The 14,903-nt window shown below is 70.0% G+C and carries 14 protein-coding genes; 6 read left to right on the top strand and 8 right to left on the bottom strand.

Annotation, left to right across the window (positions count from 1 at the left end):
* From aroC to glk, 3 genes are all read left to right on the top strand, one after another.
* Positions 1 to 701: chorismate synthase (aroC, locus tag AC30N0_RS05990; protein WP_489517015.1), on the top strand; the 701-nt coding region annotated here is incomplete at its 5' end.
* Entirely contained in the window at positions 698 to 1,909 is a 1,212-nt protein-coding gene (locus AC30N0_RS05985; protein WP_489517014.1) for an MFS transporter, read from the top strand. The genes aroC and AC30N0_RS05985, both read left to right, overlap by 4 nt.
* On the top strand, positions 1,906 to 2,904 hold the full coding sequence (glk, locus tag AC30N0_RS05980) for a glucokinase (protein ID WP_489517013.1): 999 nt from the start codon (positions 1,906 to 1,908) through the stop codon (positions 2,902 to 2,904). Before AC30N0_RS05985 ends, glk begins: the two co-directional genes overlap by 4 nt.
* On the opposite strand, the gene AC30N0_RS05975 is transcribed toward glk, so the two are convergent.
* Genes AC30N0_RS05975 through panB form a run of 8 tightly spaced genes read right to left on the bottom strand, consistent with a single transcriptional unit; the run spans position 2,814 to position 9,880 of the window.
* On the bottom strand, positions 2,814 to 3,701 hold the full coding sequence (locus tag AC30N0_RS05975; protein ID WP_489517012.1) for an isocitrate lyase/PEP mutase family protein: 888 nt from the start codon (positions 3,699 to 3,701) through the stop codon (positions 2,814 to 2,816). The genes glk and AC30N0_RS05975 overlap by 91 nt on opposite strands.
* 16 nt (positions 3,702 to 3,717) lie before the next feature.
* Positions 3,718 to 4,422 (bottom strand): ABC transporter ATP-binding protein, encoded by a 705-nt coding sequence (locus AC30N0_RS05970; protein ID WP_489517011.1) that lies wholly within the window; start codon positions 4,420 to 4,422, stop codon positions 3,718 to 3,720.
* Positions 4,422 to 5,201 (bottom strand): ABC transporter ATP-binding protein, encoded by a 780-nt coding sequence (locus AC30N0_RS05965; protein ID WP_489517010.1) that lies wholly within the window; start codon positions 5,199 to 5,201, stop codon positions 4,422 to 4,424. Before AC30N0_RS05965 ends, AC30N0_RS05970 begins: the two co-directional genes overlap by 1 nt.
* A complete protein-coding gene (locus tag AC30N0_RS05960; protein WP_489517009.1) occupies positions 5,198 to 6,136 on the bottom strand; it encodes a branched-chain amino acid ABC transporter permease in 939 nt (312 codons plus the stop codon). The genes AC30N0_RS05965 and AC30N0_RS05960 overlap by 4 nt, the downstream gene beginning before the upstream one ends.
* An 8-nt stretch (positions 6,137 to 6,144) precedes the next feature.
* Positions 6,145 to 7,026 carry a branched-chain amino acid ABC transporter permease gene (locus AC30N0_RS05955; protein ID WP_489517008.1) on the bottom strand — a complete coding sequence of 294 codons (882 nt, stop codon included), beginning with the start codon at positions 7,024 to 7,026 and terminating at the stop codon, positions 6,145 to 6,147.
* A gap of 10 nt (positions 7,027 to 7,036) precedes the next feature.
* Positions 7,037 to 8,314, bottom strand: coding sequence for an ABC transporter substrate-binding protein (locus AC30N0_RS05950; protein WP_489517007.1), 1,278 nt, complete (start codon positions 8,312 to 8,314; stop codon positions 7,037 to 7,039).
* A gap of 46 nt (positions 8,315 to 8,360) precedes the next feature.
* Complete coding sequence (locus AC30N0_RS05945; protein ID WP_489517006.1) at positions 8,361 to 8,960, bottom strand: GntR family transcriptional regulator; 600 nt, start codon at positions 8,958 to 8,960, stop codon at positions 8,361 to 8,363.
* Positions 8,961 to 9,004: 44 nt separating this feature from the next.
* The gene (panB, locus tag AC30N0_RS05940; RefSeq protein ID WP_489517005.1) at positions 9,005 to 9,880 is read right to left on the bottom strand and encodes a 3-methyl-2-oxobutanoate hydroxymethyltransferase; all 876 of its coding nucleotides are present in this window, start codon (positions 9,878 to 9,880) and stop codon (positions 9,005 to 9,007) included.
* 80 nt (positions 9,881 to 9,960) lie between these two features.
* Here panB and AC30N0_RS05935 point away from each other — a divergent pair, with 80 nt between their 5' ends.
* From AC30N0_RS05935 to AC30N0_RS05925, 3 genes are all read left to right on the top strand, one after another.
* Positions 9,961 to 10,791, top strand: a complete 831-nt coding sequence (locus tag AC30N0_RS05935; protein ID WP_489517004.1) for a fatty acid hydroxylase family protein — start codon at positions 9,961 to 9,963, stop codon at positions 10,789 to 10,791.
* A gap of 142 nt (positions 10,792 to 10,933) precedes the next feature.
* Positions 10,934 to 12,166: an efflux RND transporter periplasmic adaptor subunit gene (locus AC30N0_RS05930; protein WP_489517003.1), complete on the top strand. Its 1,233-nt coding sequence runs from the start codon at positions 10,934 to 10,936 to the stop codon at positions 12,164 to 12,166.
* A gap of 10 nt (positions 12,167 to 12,176) precedes the next feature.
* Positions 12,177 to 14,903 (top strand): efflux RND transporter permease subunit (locus AC30N0_RS05925; RefSeq protein ID WP_489517002.1); only part of this gene is annotated, 2,727 nt, incomplete at its 3' end.

Raw genomic sequence — 14,903 nt, 5'->3', positions numbered from 1 at the left:
CGGTCGGCGCGGCGGCGATCGCGCGCAAGTGGCTGAAGGAAGCGTACGGAACGACCTTCGGCGGGCACCTGCGCCAGATCGGCGACATCGACATCCCGTTCGAAGGCCTGGAGCACGTCCCGGCCAACCCGTTCTTCGCCGCCAATTCCAGCGACATCGCGCGCATCGAGGCCTACGTCGACGATCTGCGCCGCGCCGGCGACAGCTGCGGTGCGCGCATCGACGTGATGGCGCGCGGCGTCCCGGTCGGCCTGGGCGAGCCGCTCTACGACAAGCTCGACGCCGCCATCGCCCACGCCATGATGGGCATCAACGCGGTCAAGGGCGTGGAAATCGGCGCCGGCTTCGCCTCGATCGCCCAGCGCGGCACGACGCACGGCGACGAGCTGACGCCCGAGGGCTTCGCCAGCAACAACGCCGGCGGCGTCCTCGGGGGCATCTCGACCGGCCAGGACATCACCGTCTCCATCGCCATCAAGCCGACCAGCTCGATCCGCAGCCCGCGCCGTTCGATCGATCTCGAGGGCCGCGCCACCACGGTCGAGACGCTCGGCCGGCACGACCCCTGCGTCGGCATCCGGGCGGTGCCCATCGCCGAGGCGATGCTGGCGCTGGTGCTGATGGACCACGCCCTGCGCCACAGGGCCCAGTGCGGCGACGTGCGCGTCGCGATGGCACCGATCCCCGCCCGCGCGCCTTGAACGGTCGCTCTGCGGCGCCGACGGTCGTCCCGTTCGCTGCCCTGTCGTTCTCCTATTTCGCGTTCGCCGGGCTGTTCAGCACCTACGGGCCGCTCTGGTACCAGAGCCTGGGCTACACCACGTTCGCGATCGGCGCCCTGACGTCGATGCAGAGCGCGACGCGCCTCTTCATGCCGTACGCCTGGGGCTGGGTCGCCGACCTCACCGGCCGCCGCGAGGCGCTGCTGCGCATCGCCACGGCCGGCGCGCTGCTGTCGTCCATCGGCTTTTTCGTCGTCCGCGACTACCTGTGGGTCTCGGCAGTGACCGTGGCGCTCTACCTCTGCACGGCCGGCGTGATCCCGATCAGCGAGGCGGCGCTCGCGCACCGGGTCAGCCGCGGCGGCCAGCTCGACGTCGCCCGCTACGGGCGGGTCCGCCTCTGGGGTTCGGTCGGCTTCGTCGCCTTGGTCACCCTGAGCGGCTTCGCCCTGCAGAAGGTCGGGGTCGGCGCCTTCCCGCTGCTCGCCAGCGGCCTGCTCGTGCTCCTTCTCCTGGCCGCCTTGCGCGTGCCGGCGTCGCACGAGACCGTGGCGGCGACGCCGCAGGCTGGGAGCGCGCTCGTCGTGCTGCGCGAGCCGCTGGTCGCCTGGTTCTTCGCCGGCGTGTTCCTCACCGTCCTCGCCCACACCAGCCTGTACGCCTTCTATTCGCTCTACCTCGCTTCACTGGGCTACGACACCGGCACCATCGGCCTGCTCTGGGCCCTCGGCGTGCTCGTCGAGATCGCCTGGTTCTTCTCCAGCGGCCGCTGGATGCACCGGTCGTCGATGCACGGCTGGCTGCTCGTCGCCGCGCTCGTCTCGGCGGTGCGCTTCGCCGCCATCGCCGGCTTCGGCGCGCACCTGGCGGTGCTGGTCGTCGCCCAGCTGCTGCACGCCCTAACCTTCGCCGCCCAGCACTCGGCCTGCATCGCCGTCGTGTCGCGACACTTCCCGGGCCGCCAGCGCGGCCGGGGCCAGGCGCTCTACGCGGTGCTCGGCTACGGCGCCTCGGGCGTGATCGGCGGCGTCGCCGGCGGGGCCCTGAGCGAAGCGCTCGGGTTCGCCGCCGTGTTCTGGGTCGCCGCGCTGGCCGCGCTCGGCGCCGCCGCCTGCTGCCGGCGGGCGATGACGCTCGACCGCGAAGCCCGGTGCCGAGCGACCGCGGAGTCGGAATCTGCCACATGACGATCTCGGCCGTCGCTCCCTATCCGCGCTTCGTCGCCGACATCGGCGGGACAAGCGCCCGCTTCGCATGGAGCGAGGCACCCGGAAGCGCTTTCACCCATCCGGCACGCTACGAATGCGCGGCGCACGGCGGCATCGAGGCCATCGTAGCCCGCTACCTGGCCGATCACGGCCGGCCCCCGCCGCGGGCTGCCGCGATCGGCATCGCCACGCCCGTGCTCGGCGATGGGGTCGCGATGACGAACCTGCCATGGGCGTTCTCGATCGCCGGCCTGCAGCGGCACCTGAAGCTCGAGCGTCTGCTGGTCATCAACGACTTCGCGGCGCTCGCGCACGGCCTCACGTCGTCCAGGCCGGAGGAGCTTCGAGCCCTCGGCGCCGGCGAGGCGGTGCAAGGGGAGACGGTCGCCGTGCTCGGACCCGGCACGGGCCTGGGCGTCTCCGGCCTGCTGACCACGTGGGCCGGCCCGGTGCCCATCGTCGGCGAGGGCGGCCATGCCACCCTCAGCGCTGCCGACCCGTTCGAGGAGGCGGTGGTCGCGCGGTTGCGCGAGCGCTTCGGGCACGCCTCCGCGGAACGCGCCTTGTCGGGTGCCGGGCTGGTCAACCTCTACCGGGCGTGCTGCGACCTGGCGGCCGGTTCGGCCGAGCCGATCGAGGCGGCCGAGATCGCGGCCCGGGCCGTGGCCGGTGCCGACGCGCAGTGCACCCGCGCCGTCGCCCTGTTCCTCGCCTTCCTCGGCGGCTTCGCCGGCAACCTGGCGCTTACCTTCGGCGCCCGCGGCGGCGTGTTCATCGCCGGCGGCATCGTGCCGAAGCTCGGCGCCCTGATCGATCGTTCGGACTTCCGCGAGCGCTTCGAGGCCAAGGGTCGATTTCGCCCGTACCTCGAGAAGATCGCGACTCAGGTCGTGCTGGACCCGTCGGCGGCGGCTTTGCGCGGTGCCGGCGCGGCGCTGGACCTCGCAGCGAACAGCCGGTTCGCCTCCGGGTAGGGGACGGCCTCCGCGTGGAAGCGGGTGTAGGTGCCCGACTGCAGCAGCTCCTCGGCGATCCGGCGCGTCAGCATCATCGTCGCCCGCATCGGTCCCGAGCCCTCGCTGACCCGGCGCACGCCGAGATCCTGCAGCGCCTGGATGGGAGGACAGCCCGGCACGGTCAGGATGTTCAGCGGCCCGTCGATCTCGCGGACCAGGGCGCGGATCGTCTCCGGGTCGCTCGCCGCCGGCACGAACAGGCAGCTCGCGCCAGCCTCGCGGTAGCGGTTGGCGCGTGCGATCGAGGTGCGCAGGCGCTCGGCGTCGTCGCCGAGCTTCAGCCAGTAGGCGTCCGTCCTGGCGTTGACGACGATGGGCACGCCGGCGTCGCGGGCGGCGGCGCAGACGGCACGGATCGTCTCGACCTGCCGCTCGACGTCGACCAGGTGCGCGCCGCCGACCTCGCTGCCGTCCTCGATGTTGACGCCGACCGCCCCGATCGCGATGACCTCGCGCACGGTGGCGACGACGGCGTCGACCGTGGCGCCGAGGCCGTTCAGGATGTCGGCGGTGACCGGGACGTCGACGCTGCGCACGATTTCGCGCGTCGCGGCCAGGATCACCTCGCGCGGAATGAACTCGTCGTCGGGGTAGCCGTGGCTGAAGGCGATGCCGGCGCTGCCGGTGCCGACGGCGCGCACGCCCGCCTGCTCGAAGATTCGTGCGCTGGCTGCGTCCCAGGCGTTGGCGATGACGAGCAGCTGCGGCCCGAGGTGCATGGCCTGGAAGTTCCGGGCCTTGGCGGCGGTGTCCATGTCGTCTCCTCGACCTTCAGGCGGCGCCGCCGATGACCTTCATCACCTCGGACGGGTAGGTGTCGCCCGGCTTGCCTTCGTAGATGATCTCGCCGCGCTCGAGCACGTACAGCACGTCGGCGTACTCCGGGATGTGGTGCACGTTCGACTCCGCCATGAGGATGGCGTGGCCCAGGCGGCGGATCGAGGCGATCCCTTCGCTCAGGGCCGGGATGATGGCCGGCGACAGGCCCTCGAAGGGCTCGTCGAGGAGCAGCAGGCGCGGGTCGAGGGCGAGGGCGCGCGCGATCGACACCATCTTGCGCTCGCCGCCGGAGAGCTGGTTGCCGCCCCGCGCGGCGTACTGGCGCAGCTTCGGGAAGATCTCGTAGGCGAGGTCGATGCGCGTCTTCGCATCGCGGCCTTGCGGCCGGGTCCAGGTCGGCAGCTCGATGTTCTCGGCGACGTTGAGGTCGCCGAAGACCTGGCTCTCCTCGGGCGCGTAGCCGACGCCGAGCTGGGCGATGCGGTGCGTCGGCATGCCGACCAGGGCCGTGCCGTCGAAGGCGATCGTTCCGGACAGCGGCCGCAGGAAGCCCATGAGGGTGCGGAAGGTCGTCGTCTTGCCGGCGCCGTTGCGGCCGACCAGGCAGACCAGCTGGCCGGCGCCGACCTGCATCGAGATGTCGCGCAGGATGCGGCTGTTCTGGATGTCGACGGTGAGCTTGTCGATGGCCAGCATCAGGCGCCCCGCTTCAGCTTGCCGACCAGCTTGCCGACGACGGCGGCGACGATCACCGGGTCGGCGAAGAATTCCGCCGGGGCGCGGTCGGCCAGGACCTTGCCGGCGGTCAGCGCGACGATGCGGCTCGAGTACTCGGCGACGAGGTCCATGTCGTGCTCGACGAGGATGATCGCCTTCACGCCGGCGCGCCGGGCCGCGTCGACCACGTTCCTCATGATCCCGTGCTTGTCGCCGCTCGAGACGCCGCTGGTCGGCTCGTCGAGCAGGATCACCTCGGGCGACAGCGCGAAGGCGCTGGCGATGTCGAGCAGCTTCTTCTCGCCCTGCGACAGGAGGCGCGACTCGGCGTCGAGCTTGCCCTCGAGGCCGAAGATGGCGGCGACCTCGCGGACGCGGTCGTGCACCGCGGCGTCCTTGCGCAGCGAGGCGAGCAGGCCCAGGCTCTTGCCGGTCTGCGAGACGACGGCGACGGCGATCGTCTCGGCGACGGTCATCGCCGGGAAGATGTGGACGAGCTGGAACGCACGGGCCATGCCGCGCTGCGCCGGCCTGACCGGGCCGATGCCGGCGATGTCCTCGCCCTTGAAGCGGACGATGCCGGCGCTCGGCTTGAGCAGGCCGGTGAGCACGTTGACCAGCGTCGTCTTGCCGGCGCCGTTCGGGCCGACGATCGACACCAGCTCGCCTTCGCGGATGGAGAGCGTCACGTCGTCGAGCGCGACGAAGTCGCCGTACGCCTTGCCGACGCCCACCGTCTCGATCAGCGGCGTGCTCATCGGCGCCTCACCCGGGCCCAGAAGTCGTTGGCGAGTCCCATCAGGCCGCGCGGAAAAAGGATCACGATGAGCAGCAGGGTGAGGCCGAGGACGAAACGCCAGTACTGGGTCACGCCCATCAGCTCCGACTTCAGGAAGATGAAGGTGAAGGCACCGACGAGCGGGCCGAAGAAGCTGGCGAAGCCGCCCAGCACGGTCATGAAGACGAGCTCGCCCGAGTGAGTCCAGTAGGCCAGCTCGGGGTCGGCCTGCCCGGTGTTGATGGCCAGGATGACGCCGCCGATGGCGCAGTAGAACGCCGAGATCAGGAAGGCGAGCAGGCGGAAGCGCCGCACCCGCACGCCCAGGTACTCGGCCTTGCGCGGGTTCTCGCGGATGGCGACCAGGTGCAGGCCGAACGGCGAATGGACCAGCCGCCACATCACCAGGCCGAGCACGATGAGCAGGGCCAGGCAGTAGTAGTAGAAGGGGCCGATGAGGAAGGCGGTCTTGTCGAGCTCCTTGAAGTCCATGCCGAGGAGCGCCGGGCGCAGGACGCGGATCCCGGTGTCGCCGCCGGTCAGGTCGTAGAACTTGAAGAGGAAGGAGTGGAAGAGCATCCCGAAGGCCAGCGTCAGGATGCCGAAGAAGATGCGGACGTAGCGCACCGACAGCAGGCCCACTGGCAGGGCGATGGCCACGGCGGCGGCACCGGAGAGGAGCAGCACCGCCTCGAAGCTCCGGACGCCGAGCTTGCTCGACAGCACCGCCGCGCCGTAGGCGCCGATGGCGACGAAGAGGGCGTGGCCGAAGGAGAGCAGGCCGGTCGTGCCGAACAGCAGGTTGAAGCCGAGCAGGGCGATGCCGTAGGCCAGCGCCGGCAGCACCAGCGTGATGTAGTACGGCGCGGCGACCTGCGGGAAGACGGCCAGCACGAGCACGGCCAGCAGGACCATGGCGGTCCTCATTCGATCGGCTTTCCGAACAGGCCGGCCGGCCGCAGGACGAGGATCGTGATCACCACCAGGTAGATGGCGAGCATCTCGAGCTCGGCGTAGAAGGTGATCGCCGCGGCGCGCAGCAGGCCGACGATGAGGGCGCCGACGAGCGCGCCGCGCATGCTGCCCAGGCCGCCGATCACGACCACTGCGAAGGCCTCGACGACGAGCTCCACCGGCATGTCGAGCGACGCCGCCGCGGTCGGCACGACGAGCGCGCCGCCAACGGTGCCGAGCACGGTGCCGAGGGTGAACACGCTGGTGTAGATCCAGCGCACGTTGACGCCGAGGGCCTGGCTCATCTCGCGGTTCTCGGCCGTCGCGCGCAGGATGCGGCCGTAGCGCGTGCGCTGCAGGAAGGCGCCGATGCCGAGGGCGATGACGATGCTCGCGACGATGACCAGCACGTTGTAGGTGGGCACCTGGACGGCACCGATGGCGAGCTTGCCGTACTCCATCGACAAGTTGCCGAGCTGCTGCGGGTTGGCGCCCCAGAAGAAACGCAGCACGTCCTGGAACATCAGGACCAGCGCAAAGGTGAGAAGGAGCTGGAACGCCTCGTCGCGCTCGTAGACCGTGCGCAGCAGGGCCTCGATGAAGGGCCCGATGAGCCCCAGCACGACGCCCGAGGCCAGCAGCACGACCAGGAACATCGACGGCGGCACGCCGAGCGCGATGGCCCATTTCACGGCCGAGATGCCGAAGTAGGCGCCGAGCGCATAGAACGAGCCGCAGGCGAGGTTGACGATCTTCTGCACGCCGAAGACGAGCTGCAGCCCCGCCGCGACGAGAAAAAGAACGGCGGCGTGGAACACGCCGCCGATCGCGATGTCGAAGAACGCGGTCAAGATTTCTTGATCAGAGCTTGATCTGCGCGGTCTCGATCCACTTCCAGAAGTCGGCGCCGGCCGGCTTCTGCAGCTGGTCGGAGTACATCGTGTCGATGTTGCCGAGGGTCGGGAAGTCGTAGCGGTTGGCGTGCGTCGTGATGCCCTGGTAGAAGGTCTGCTCGGCGATGTGGTCCTTGCGCATCTGGCCGGGGCCGCCGAGCGACTCGACCTTGATGCCTTCCATGGCGCTGATTACGTCCTCCTTGCCGGGCCAGGCACCCTTGGCCTTCTGCGCCGCCTCGACGCCGGCCCGGTAGACCTGCATCGCGAAGTAGGCGCGGTCGGCCTCCCAGTGCGGGTAGTCCTTGTACTTGGCCTCGTACTCCTGGACGAACTGCTTCTGCAGCGGGCTCGCCTTCGGGTGGTCGAAGTACAGCGTGTTGTGGCCGAAGATCATGCCCTCGGGCGTGAACGCCTTCTTGAGTCCGGTGTGCTGGAAGCCCGCGGCCGGGAACACGAACTTCGTGCCGCCGTCCATCAGGCCGGCGGCGTGCGCAGTGCGCATGAAGATCGGCAGGTCGGCGAACAGCAGCGACGAGAACACCAGGTCGGGCTTGGCCGCCTTCAGCGCCGCAACGTGCGAGTTGAGATCGGTGGTGCCGACCTTCGGCCACTGGTCGGCGACGACGGTGTGCTCGACGCCGAACTTCTTCAGCAGCGCCTGGAAGGCGGCGAAGTTGTTGCGGCCGTAGGAGTAGTCCGGGTTGATGCCGGCGACGGTCTTGAACTTGCCCTTCCAGTGCTTCACCGCGAGGAGCGAGCCCATGACCGCCTCGCACTCGTTGTCGGTGCTGCGGAAGACGTAGCGCGGGTTGGCCATCGTCTCCTTGACCCCGTCCTGCGTCGTGCCGTCCCAGAAGATCAGCATCGCCTTCATCTCCTCGGCGACGGCGCCCATGGCCAGGCTGACGCCCGACGAGACGATGCCCTGCACGCAGTCGACCTTGTCCTGCAGGACGAGCTTCCTCAGGCGCTCGATCGAGTCTTTCGGGTTGGTCTCCTCCTCGACGATGAGCTCGACCTTGCGGCCGGCGATGCCGCCCGCGGCGTTGATGCGCTCGACGGCGTACTGCGTGCCGCGCAGGCCGCACTCGCCGATGGTGCCGGCGATGCCGGCCTTCGGAGCGATGACGCCGACGCGGACGGCCTGGTTCTGGGCCAGGGCCGGGAAGCCGAGGAAGGGCTGGGCGGCGACGATGCCGGCCCCGCCGATGCCCTGCACGATCGTTCTGCGCTTGAGGTTCATGTCGTCTCCTGGGTTGTTGCGGCGATCGCCGCTGTCTTCATGCCGTTCATGCGTCGGCGTCGACGCTGTCGCGCGTGAACCGCTCGATGGCGTCGAGCAGCTTGTCGGTGGCGCGGGCGGCACCGGCCTCGTCGGCATCGGCGATGGCGCGGGCGATGTCGGCGTGCAGCTGCGCCGTCAGCGGCATGTCGGCCGCCTGCTTGTAGTGGATGTACCAGAAGCGGCGCGACAGCCCGTGCATCAGCGCCATCGCACCGATGGCGAACTCGTTGTGCGTGGCCGCCGCCTGCAGCGAGTTGAACTCGCGATCGGTGCGCATGAAGGTGACGTCGTCGTTGGCCGCCGCCGAGGCTTCGAAGGCGTCGGCGATGCGGCGGAACCGGGCCCGCTCCGCGACCGAAGCGCGACGCGCCGCCGAGCGCGACATGAGGCGCTCGAGCTCGCGCCGCACCTCGAGCAGCCGCAGCTGGCTGCGCACGTTGATCTCGGAGACCATCACGCCGCGCCGCGGCAGGATGTTCACGAGCCGCTCGCGGGCGAGGCGCTGCAGCGCCTCGCGGATCGGCGTGCGGCCGATGCCGAGCCGTTCCGACAGCTCGGCTTCCGACACAACCGCACCCGGCGCGAGCTGCAGCGTCACGATCATCTCCTCGAGATCGGCATAGGCGCGGTCGCTGAGGCTCGAAGGCCCTAGTGCTGCTTGCGGTTTTCGACGAGCGAGAGGAATTTCTCGTACTCCTTTTCGTCGACGCCGTAGCTGTGGTCGTCATCGGGGAAGGTGCCGGCCTTGACCTCCGCGACGTACTGCGAGATGCCCTTGACGGCGACCTCGGTGAGGTTGGCGAAGCGCTTCGTGAACTTCGGCTTGAAATCGGTGAAGACGCCGAGGAGGTCGTGGCAGAGCAGGATCTGGCCGTCGGTGCCGACGCCGGCACCGATGCCGATGGTCGGGATCTCCAGCTGCTGCGAGATGACGGTGGCGATCTTCGCCGGCACGGCCTCGAACTCGAGCATGAAGCAGCCGGCGTCCTGGATGGCGAACGCGTCCTCGAGGATCTTCATCGCGCCGTCCGCCGTCTTGCCCTGGATCCGGAAGCCGCCGAACACGGCGACGGTGTGCGGCGTCATGCCGATGTGCGACGCCGTCGGTATACCGGCGTCGACGAGCGCCTTCAGGATGTGCGCCTGCGACTTGCCGCCCTGCGGCTTGACGGCGTCGGTGCCGGCCTCCTGCATGAAGCGCGTCGCGTTGGCGAGCGCCTTGTCGACCGTGTGGTAGCTCTGGTAGGGCATGCAGCCGAGGGTGAAGGTGTTCGGGGCGCCGCGCCGTATGGCCGCCGCATGCATCACCATCATGTCCATCGTCGCCGGGATGGTGCTCGGGTGGCCGTGCGCGATCATGGCCAGGCTGTCGCCGACGACGGCGACGTCGACGCCGGCCATCTCGGCCCACTTGGCGGAGGTGTAGTCGGGGACCGACATGTAGACCATCTTCTCGCCGCTGCGCTTGGACTCGCGGATGTCCTGGATCGTCCGCTTCTTGCGCGCCTGCTGGGGCTCTGCCACGCCTTGACCTTTCCTTGACGACGGTCCTGATATCCGACTAATATATCAGCCGTTCCTGCTGCCCCGTACAGGTGTTTCCCATGATGACCGAGCGCCAGCGCGCCTTCCGCGCCAAGTATGTGTCCGAGATCAGCCCCTGGTACAGCGGGCTCCTGCACATCGGCGTCATGTACGCCGCCGGCATCGGCGCCATCGTCTGGTGCGTGAGCCGGATGGCCAATCCGACCTGGGAGTGGCTGCTCGTCGTGCCCGTCGCCCTGGCCGGCAACTTCGCCGAATGGGCGATGCACAAGTACGTGATGCATCGGCTGATCGACGTCTTCGCGCTGCGCGCCATCTACGACCGGCACACGCGCCAGCACCACCAGTACTTCACCGACAACGACCACACCATCGGCAGCATCAAGGAGTTCCGGATCGTCTTCTTCCCCTGGCGCGTGCTGCTCGTGCTCGGCGTGATGGGTGGCCTGCTCGGCTGGCTCGCCGCTACCGTCATCAACCCGAACGCAGGCTACGTCGTGTTCGTCACGATGATCGGCCACTACATGGTCTACGAGACCTTCCACTTCTTTTGCCACGTGCCGGACAGCGCGTTCGTGCGCAAGATGCCGTTCATCAACACGATCCGCCGCCACCATGCGGCGCACCACAACCTGGGGATCATGATGCACTGCAACATGAATCTCACATTCCCAGTCGCCGACTGGGCCATGAAGACCAGCGACCTGAACCGCGGCCTGCTCGGCCATCTCTTCAACGGCACGAGCGAGGCGCACGTCAAGCCGGAGCTGAAGCCTGTCGTCGCCCGCTTTCGCACCGCCGAGACGCAGAACGAGCGCTGCACGCTCGACGGCCCGAAGCTGAGCGACGAGGAACTGCGGGCATTGGCCCGCAGCGCCAGCCCGGCCTGAGGGGCTCGGCCGCGGGCCGGGCGCAGCGGGCGTCGGACGACCCGGCAAGGCCGTCGTCGGCCCCCGCGCCTCGGCCCTGCGCTTCGGCATTCCGTCGCATCGGCGCCTGACCGGCACGGGGTGCCGTCCTACACTGCCTGGCATGGCGGATTCGACCCCTGAACCAGCGCCCGGGCAGCCCGGTGGCCGCCGGCGGTTCGTCATCGGCAGCGCCCTGGCGCTGATCCTGCTCACGGCCGTCGTCCTCGCCCTCCTGCCCAAGATCGTCAGCGGCTTCTCGAGGTTCGGCGCTGCCGAGAACGACAAGCCCCCCGTGCCGCTGGAGTTCGTCGCGAGCGAGGTGGCACGGCCGTCCCTGGCCCGGCTGCCGGTGACCATCGAGTTCTCCGGCCCGCTCGTCGCGCCGCGGACGGCGGTCGTGCGGGCCAAGGCGGCCGGGACCCTGCTCAGCCTCGCCGTCAACGAAGGCAGCCGCGTCCGCGCCGGCCAGGTCATCGGCGAGATCGATCTCGCCGAGATGCAGAGCAAGGTCGCCGACCGCTCGGCCGGGGTCGAGTCGGCCCAGGCCAGCTTGGTCGAGGCCGAGCGGCAGCATGCCGCCAACGTCAGCCTGGCGGCGCAGAACTTCATCTCGCCGACGGCGTTGCAGACATCGCAGGCCCGCCTGGATGCGGCGCGGGCGCAGATGAAGTCGGCCCAGGCGCAGCTCGCGACCTCGCGCCTCGGCGTGCGGGAGGCGACGCTCGCGGTGCCGATCGCCGGCATCGTCGGCCGGCGTCACGTGGTCCCGGGCGAGAAGGTCAGCGCCGAGCAGCAGATCGTCACCGTCGTCGACCTCGCCACGCTCGAGCTCGCCGGCAGCGTCGGCACGCACGAGGTGTCGCTGCTGCAAGCGGGTCAGCAGGCTGCCGTCCGCGTCGAGGGCCAGGCCGCGACGGTCACCGGCCGGATCGACCGGATCGCGCCGGCGGCGGAGGCCGGGACCCGGGCCATCGGCGTGGTCGTCGTGCTCGAGAACCGGGGCGAGCGCTTTCGCGCCGGCCAGTACGCGCAGGCGCGGGTCGAGCTCGCGGACGAGCTGGAGCGCCTGACCGTGCCCGCCGCCGCGGTGGGGCAGGCGTCGGGGCAGGACTACGTGTGGACGCTCGAGAAGGGCGTGCTCGTCCGCCGCATCATCGTCACCGGCCGGCGCGACGCGGCGAACGGGCGGGTCGAGGTTCGCAGCGGCCTGGCGGCCGACGCCCAGGTCCTCGCGGTGCGCTTCGACAACCTCAAGGAAGGCGCGCCGGCCCGCGTGGTGGCGGAGCGGGGCCCCGGCGCGTCGGCACCCGCCGGGGCAGCGGCGGCTTCGGCGGCGGCGGTGCCGCGTTCCTGAGCCGAGCGCCATGTGGTTCACCCGCGTCTCGATCGACAACCCCGTGCTCGCCACCATGGCGATGGCGGCGCTGTGCGTGCTTGGCCTCTTCTCGTACAGCCAGCTGCGCGTCGAGCGCCTGCCCGACATCGCGCCGCCGGTGGTGTACGTCAGCGTCGCCTACCCGGGCGCATCGCCCGACGCCACGGAGCGGGAGCTGACGCAGCCCATCGAGCTGGCGCTGAACGGCATCGCCGGCGTCAAGATGATCCGCTCGAACAGCTTCGAGGGGCGCAGCGAGACCGGCGTCGAATTCGAGCTGAGCGCCGACATGAGCCGGGCCGTGCAGGAGGTGCGCGACAAGGTCGCGGCGGTCCAGCCGAGCTTCCCGCGCGACGCCAAGCCCCCCTATGTCGCCCGCTTCGACAGCGACAACGCCCAGCCCACGGTCTACCTGTCCCTGATCGGCAGCGACCGCAGCTCGCGCGAGCTCTCGCTGCTCGCCGACCAGGTGGTCAGGAAGCGGCTCGAGCGGGCCAGCGGCGTCGCTCGCGTCGACGTCGGCGGCCTGACGGTCCGCCAGGTCCGCATCGACCTCGACCCGCAACGCCTGCGCGCGCACCAGCTCACGCCGTCGGACGTCGCGACGGCTCTGCAGCGGGCCAATGCCGACGTGCCCGTCGGCCTGCTCAGCGGCAGCAAGGAGGACGCCATCGTCCGGGTCGAGGGGCGGGTGCGCGACGCCAAGGCCTTCGCCGACATCGTGGTCGCGAACCGGGGCGGCGCCGTCGTGCGTCTGGCCGACTTGGGCAGCGTCGTCGAGCGGGAGCGCGAGCCGACGTCGATCTCTCGCGTCGACGGCGTGCCGGCGATCTCGTTCCAGGTCTTCAAGCAGCAGGATGCCAACATCGTCGACACCGGCGAGGCGGTCAAGGCCGCTGCCGAGGAGCTGCGCAAGACCATGCCGCCGGGCGTCGAGCTGCGACTCGTCTACGCCGACAGCGACTGGGTCGGGCGGTCGCTGAACGGCGTCAAGACGACCCTCATCGAAGGCGCGCTGCTGACGGTGGCCATCGTCTTCCTGTTCCTGCACAGCTGGCGCAGCACGGTCATCACCGGCCTGACCCTGCCGATCGCCGTCATCTCGTCGTTCATCGCCGTCTACCTGTTCGGCTTCACGCTCAACTTCATGACGATGATGGCGCTGTCCCTTTGCATCGGCCTGCTCATCGACGATGCCATCGTCGTGCGCGAGAACATCGTCCGCCACGTCCACATGGGCAAGGACCATCGCACCGCGGCGCGCGAGGGCACGGAGGAGATCGGCCTCGCCGTGATGGCGACCACCTTCGCGATCTGCGCCGTCTTCGTGCCGGTGGCCTTCATGAAGGGCATCGTCGGCAAGTTCTTCTTCCCGTTCGGCGTCACCGTCGCCGTCGCCGTGCTGGTGTCGCTCTTCGTCAGCTTCACGCTCGACCCGATGCTGTCGAGCATCTGGCGCGACCCGCCGACGAACCGGCTGCTGCGCCTGCCGGTGCTCGGCCAGCTCATGCGCGGCACCGACCGCCTGCTCGATATGCTGCACGCCGTCTACGCCCGGCTCATCCACTGGATCTTTTCGGGCTGCCGCTACCGGCTGCCGCTGCCGGCCTGGGGCCGGCCGCTCGACGGCGGCGGCCGACCCGACCGGAGCGCGCCGCGCGTCCTGCGCCGGGCGACGATCACGCCGCGGCCGATCGTGCTCCTGGTCGGCGTGGCGAGCTTCGGCGCCGCCCTCGGCCTGGCCAGGCTGGTCGGCACCGAGTTCATCCCGGAGAGCGACAACAGCTACATCCAGCTGAACGTCTCCCTGCCGGTCGGCACCAGCCTGCAGCGCGGCAGCGACAAGCTGCTGCAGGTCGAGGAGGCGGTGCGCCGGCTGCCGGAGGTGCGCATGGTCTCGACCACGATCGGCGACACCGGAAACGGCAGCCGCAACTCGGCGAGCCTGTCGCTCCAACTGGTCAGGCCGTCCGAACGCAAGCGGAGCCAGCGCGACGTCGAGAAGGCGATCCGCGAGGCGCTGAAGCCGATCCCCGGGATCGAGGTCACGCTCGGCAACTTCACCGTCTACGTCGCCGTGCTCGGCCCCGACACGCAGGTGCTCGATGCCGAGGTGCTGCGCCTCGCCGAGAAGGTCGCCAAGGTGCCGGGCATCACCGACCTGACGACCTCCGTGAAGCCGGGCCTGCCGGCCTACGCGGTGCGTTTGAAGCCGGATGCCGTCCGCGAGCTCGGTCTGACGGCGACCCAGCTCGCCGCCAGCCTGCGCGCCTTCGTCAACGGCGACGTCGCGACCTACTGGACCTCGCCCGACGGGCAGCAGGTCGACGTCGAGCTGCGCCTGCCGCAGACGGCGCGCGAGAACGTCGCCCAGCTCGACGACCTCCCGGTGGCCTATGCCCGCGACGGCACGCCGATCGAGCTGTCGCGCGTCGCCGACATCGTGCCGATCGAGAACCCGGTCGTCATCAAGCGCCAGGACCTGCAGCGGCGCCAGGCGATCTACGCCGGGACCCAGGGCCGGCCGAGCGGCGACGTCGGCGCCGACGTGCAGAAGATCGTCAAGGAGACGCAGCTGCCGCCGGGCTATCGCTTCGACGTCGGCGGCCAGACCAAGGAACAGGCCGAGGCCTTTCGGGGAGTCCTGTTCGCGCTGGGCGCGGCCGTCATCTTCATCTACATCGTGCTGGCGTCGCAGTTCGGCAGCTTCCTGCAG

Origin of the sequence: Rhizobacter sp. (genome assembly GCF_031412495.1) — a bacterium.
Taxonomy (GTDB): Bacteria; Pseudomonadota; Gammaproteobacteria; order Burkholderiales; family Burkholderiaceae_C; genus Schlegelella_A.
Note: the sequence above shows the minus strand (reverse complement) of the source record. Positions and strands in the feature narration are given on the sequence as shown.

What these genes read in the sequence shown, in the direction of transcription:
- AC30N0_RS05960 (WP_489517009.1), bottom strand. Translation starts at nt 6,136, where the DNA reads ATGGTCCTGCTGGCCGTGCTCGTGCTGGCCGTCTTCCCGCAGGTCGCC.
- AC30N0_RS05945 (WP_489517006.1), bottom strand. Translation starts at nt 8,960, where the DNA reads ATGATCGTGACGCTGCAGCTCGCGCCGGGTGCGGTTGTGTCGGAAGCC.
- AC30N0_RS05965 (WP_489517010.1), bottom strand. Translation starts at nt 5,201, where the DNA reads ATGAGCACGCCGCTGATCGAGACGGTGGGCGTCGGCAAGGCGTACGGC.
- AC30N0_RS05950 (WP_489517007.1), bottom strand. Translation starts at nt 8,314, where the DNA reads ATGAACCTCAAGCGCAGAACGATCGTGCAGGGCATCGGCGGGGCCGGC.
- AC30N0_RS05930 (WP_489517003.1), top strand. Translation starts at nt 10,934, where the DNA reads ATGGCGGATTCGACCCCTGAACCAGCGCCCGGGCAGCCCGGTGGCCGC.
- glk (WP_489517013.1), top strand. Translation starts at nt 1,906, where the DNA reads ATGACGATCTCGGCCGTCGCTCCCTATCCGCGCTTCGTCGCCGACATC.
- AC30N0_RS05970 (WP_489517011.1), bottom strand. Translation starts at nt 4,422, where the DNA reads ATGCTGGCCATCGACAAGCTCACCGTCGACATCCAGAACAGCCGCATC.
- AC30N0_RS05935 (WP_489517004.1), top strand. Translation starts at nt 9,961, where the DNA reads ATGATGACCGAGCGCCAGCGCGCCTTCCGCGCCAAGTATGTGTCCGAG.
- AC30N0_RS05975 (WP_489517012.1), bottom strand. Translation starts at nt 3,701, where the DNA reads ATGGACACCGCCGCCAAGGCCCGGAACTTCCAGGCCATGCACCTCGGG.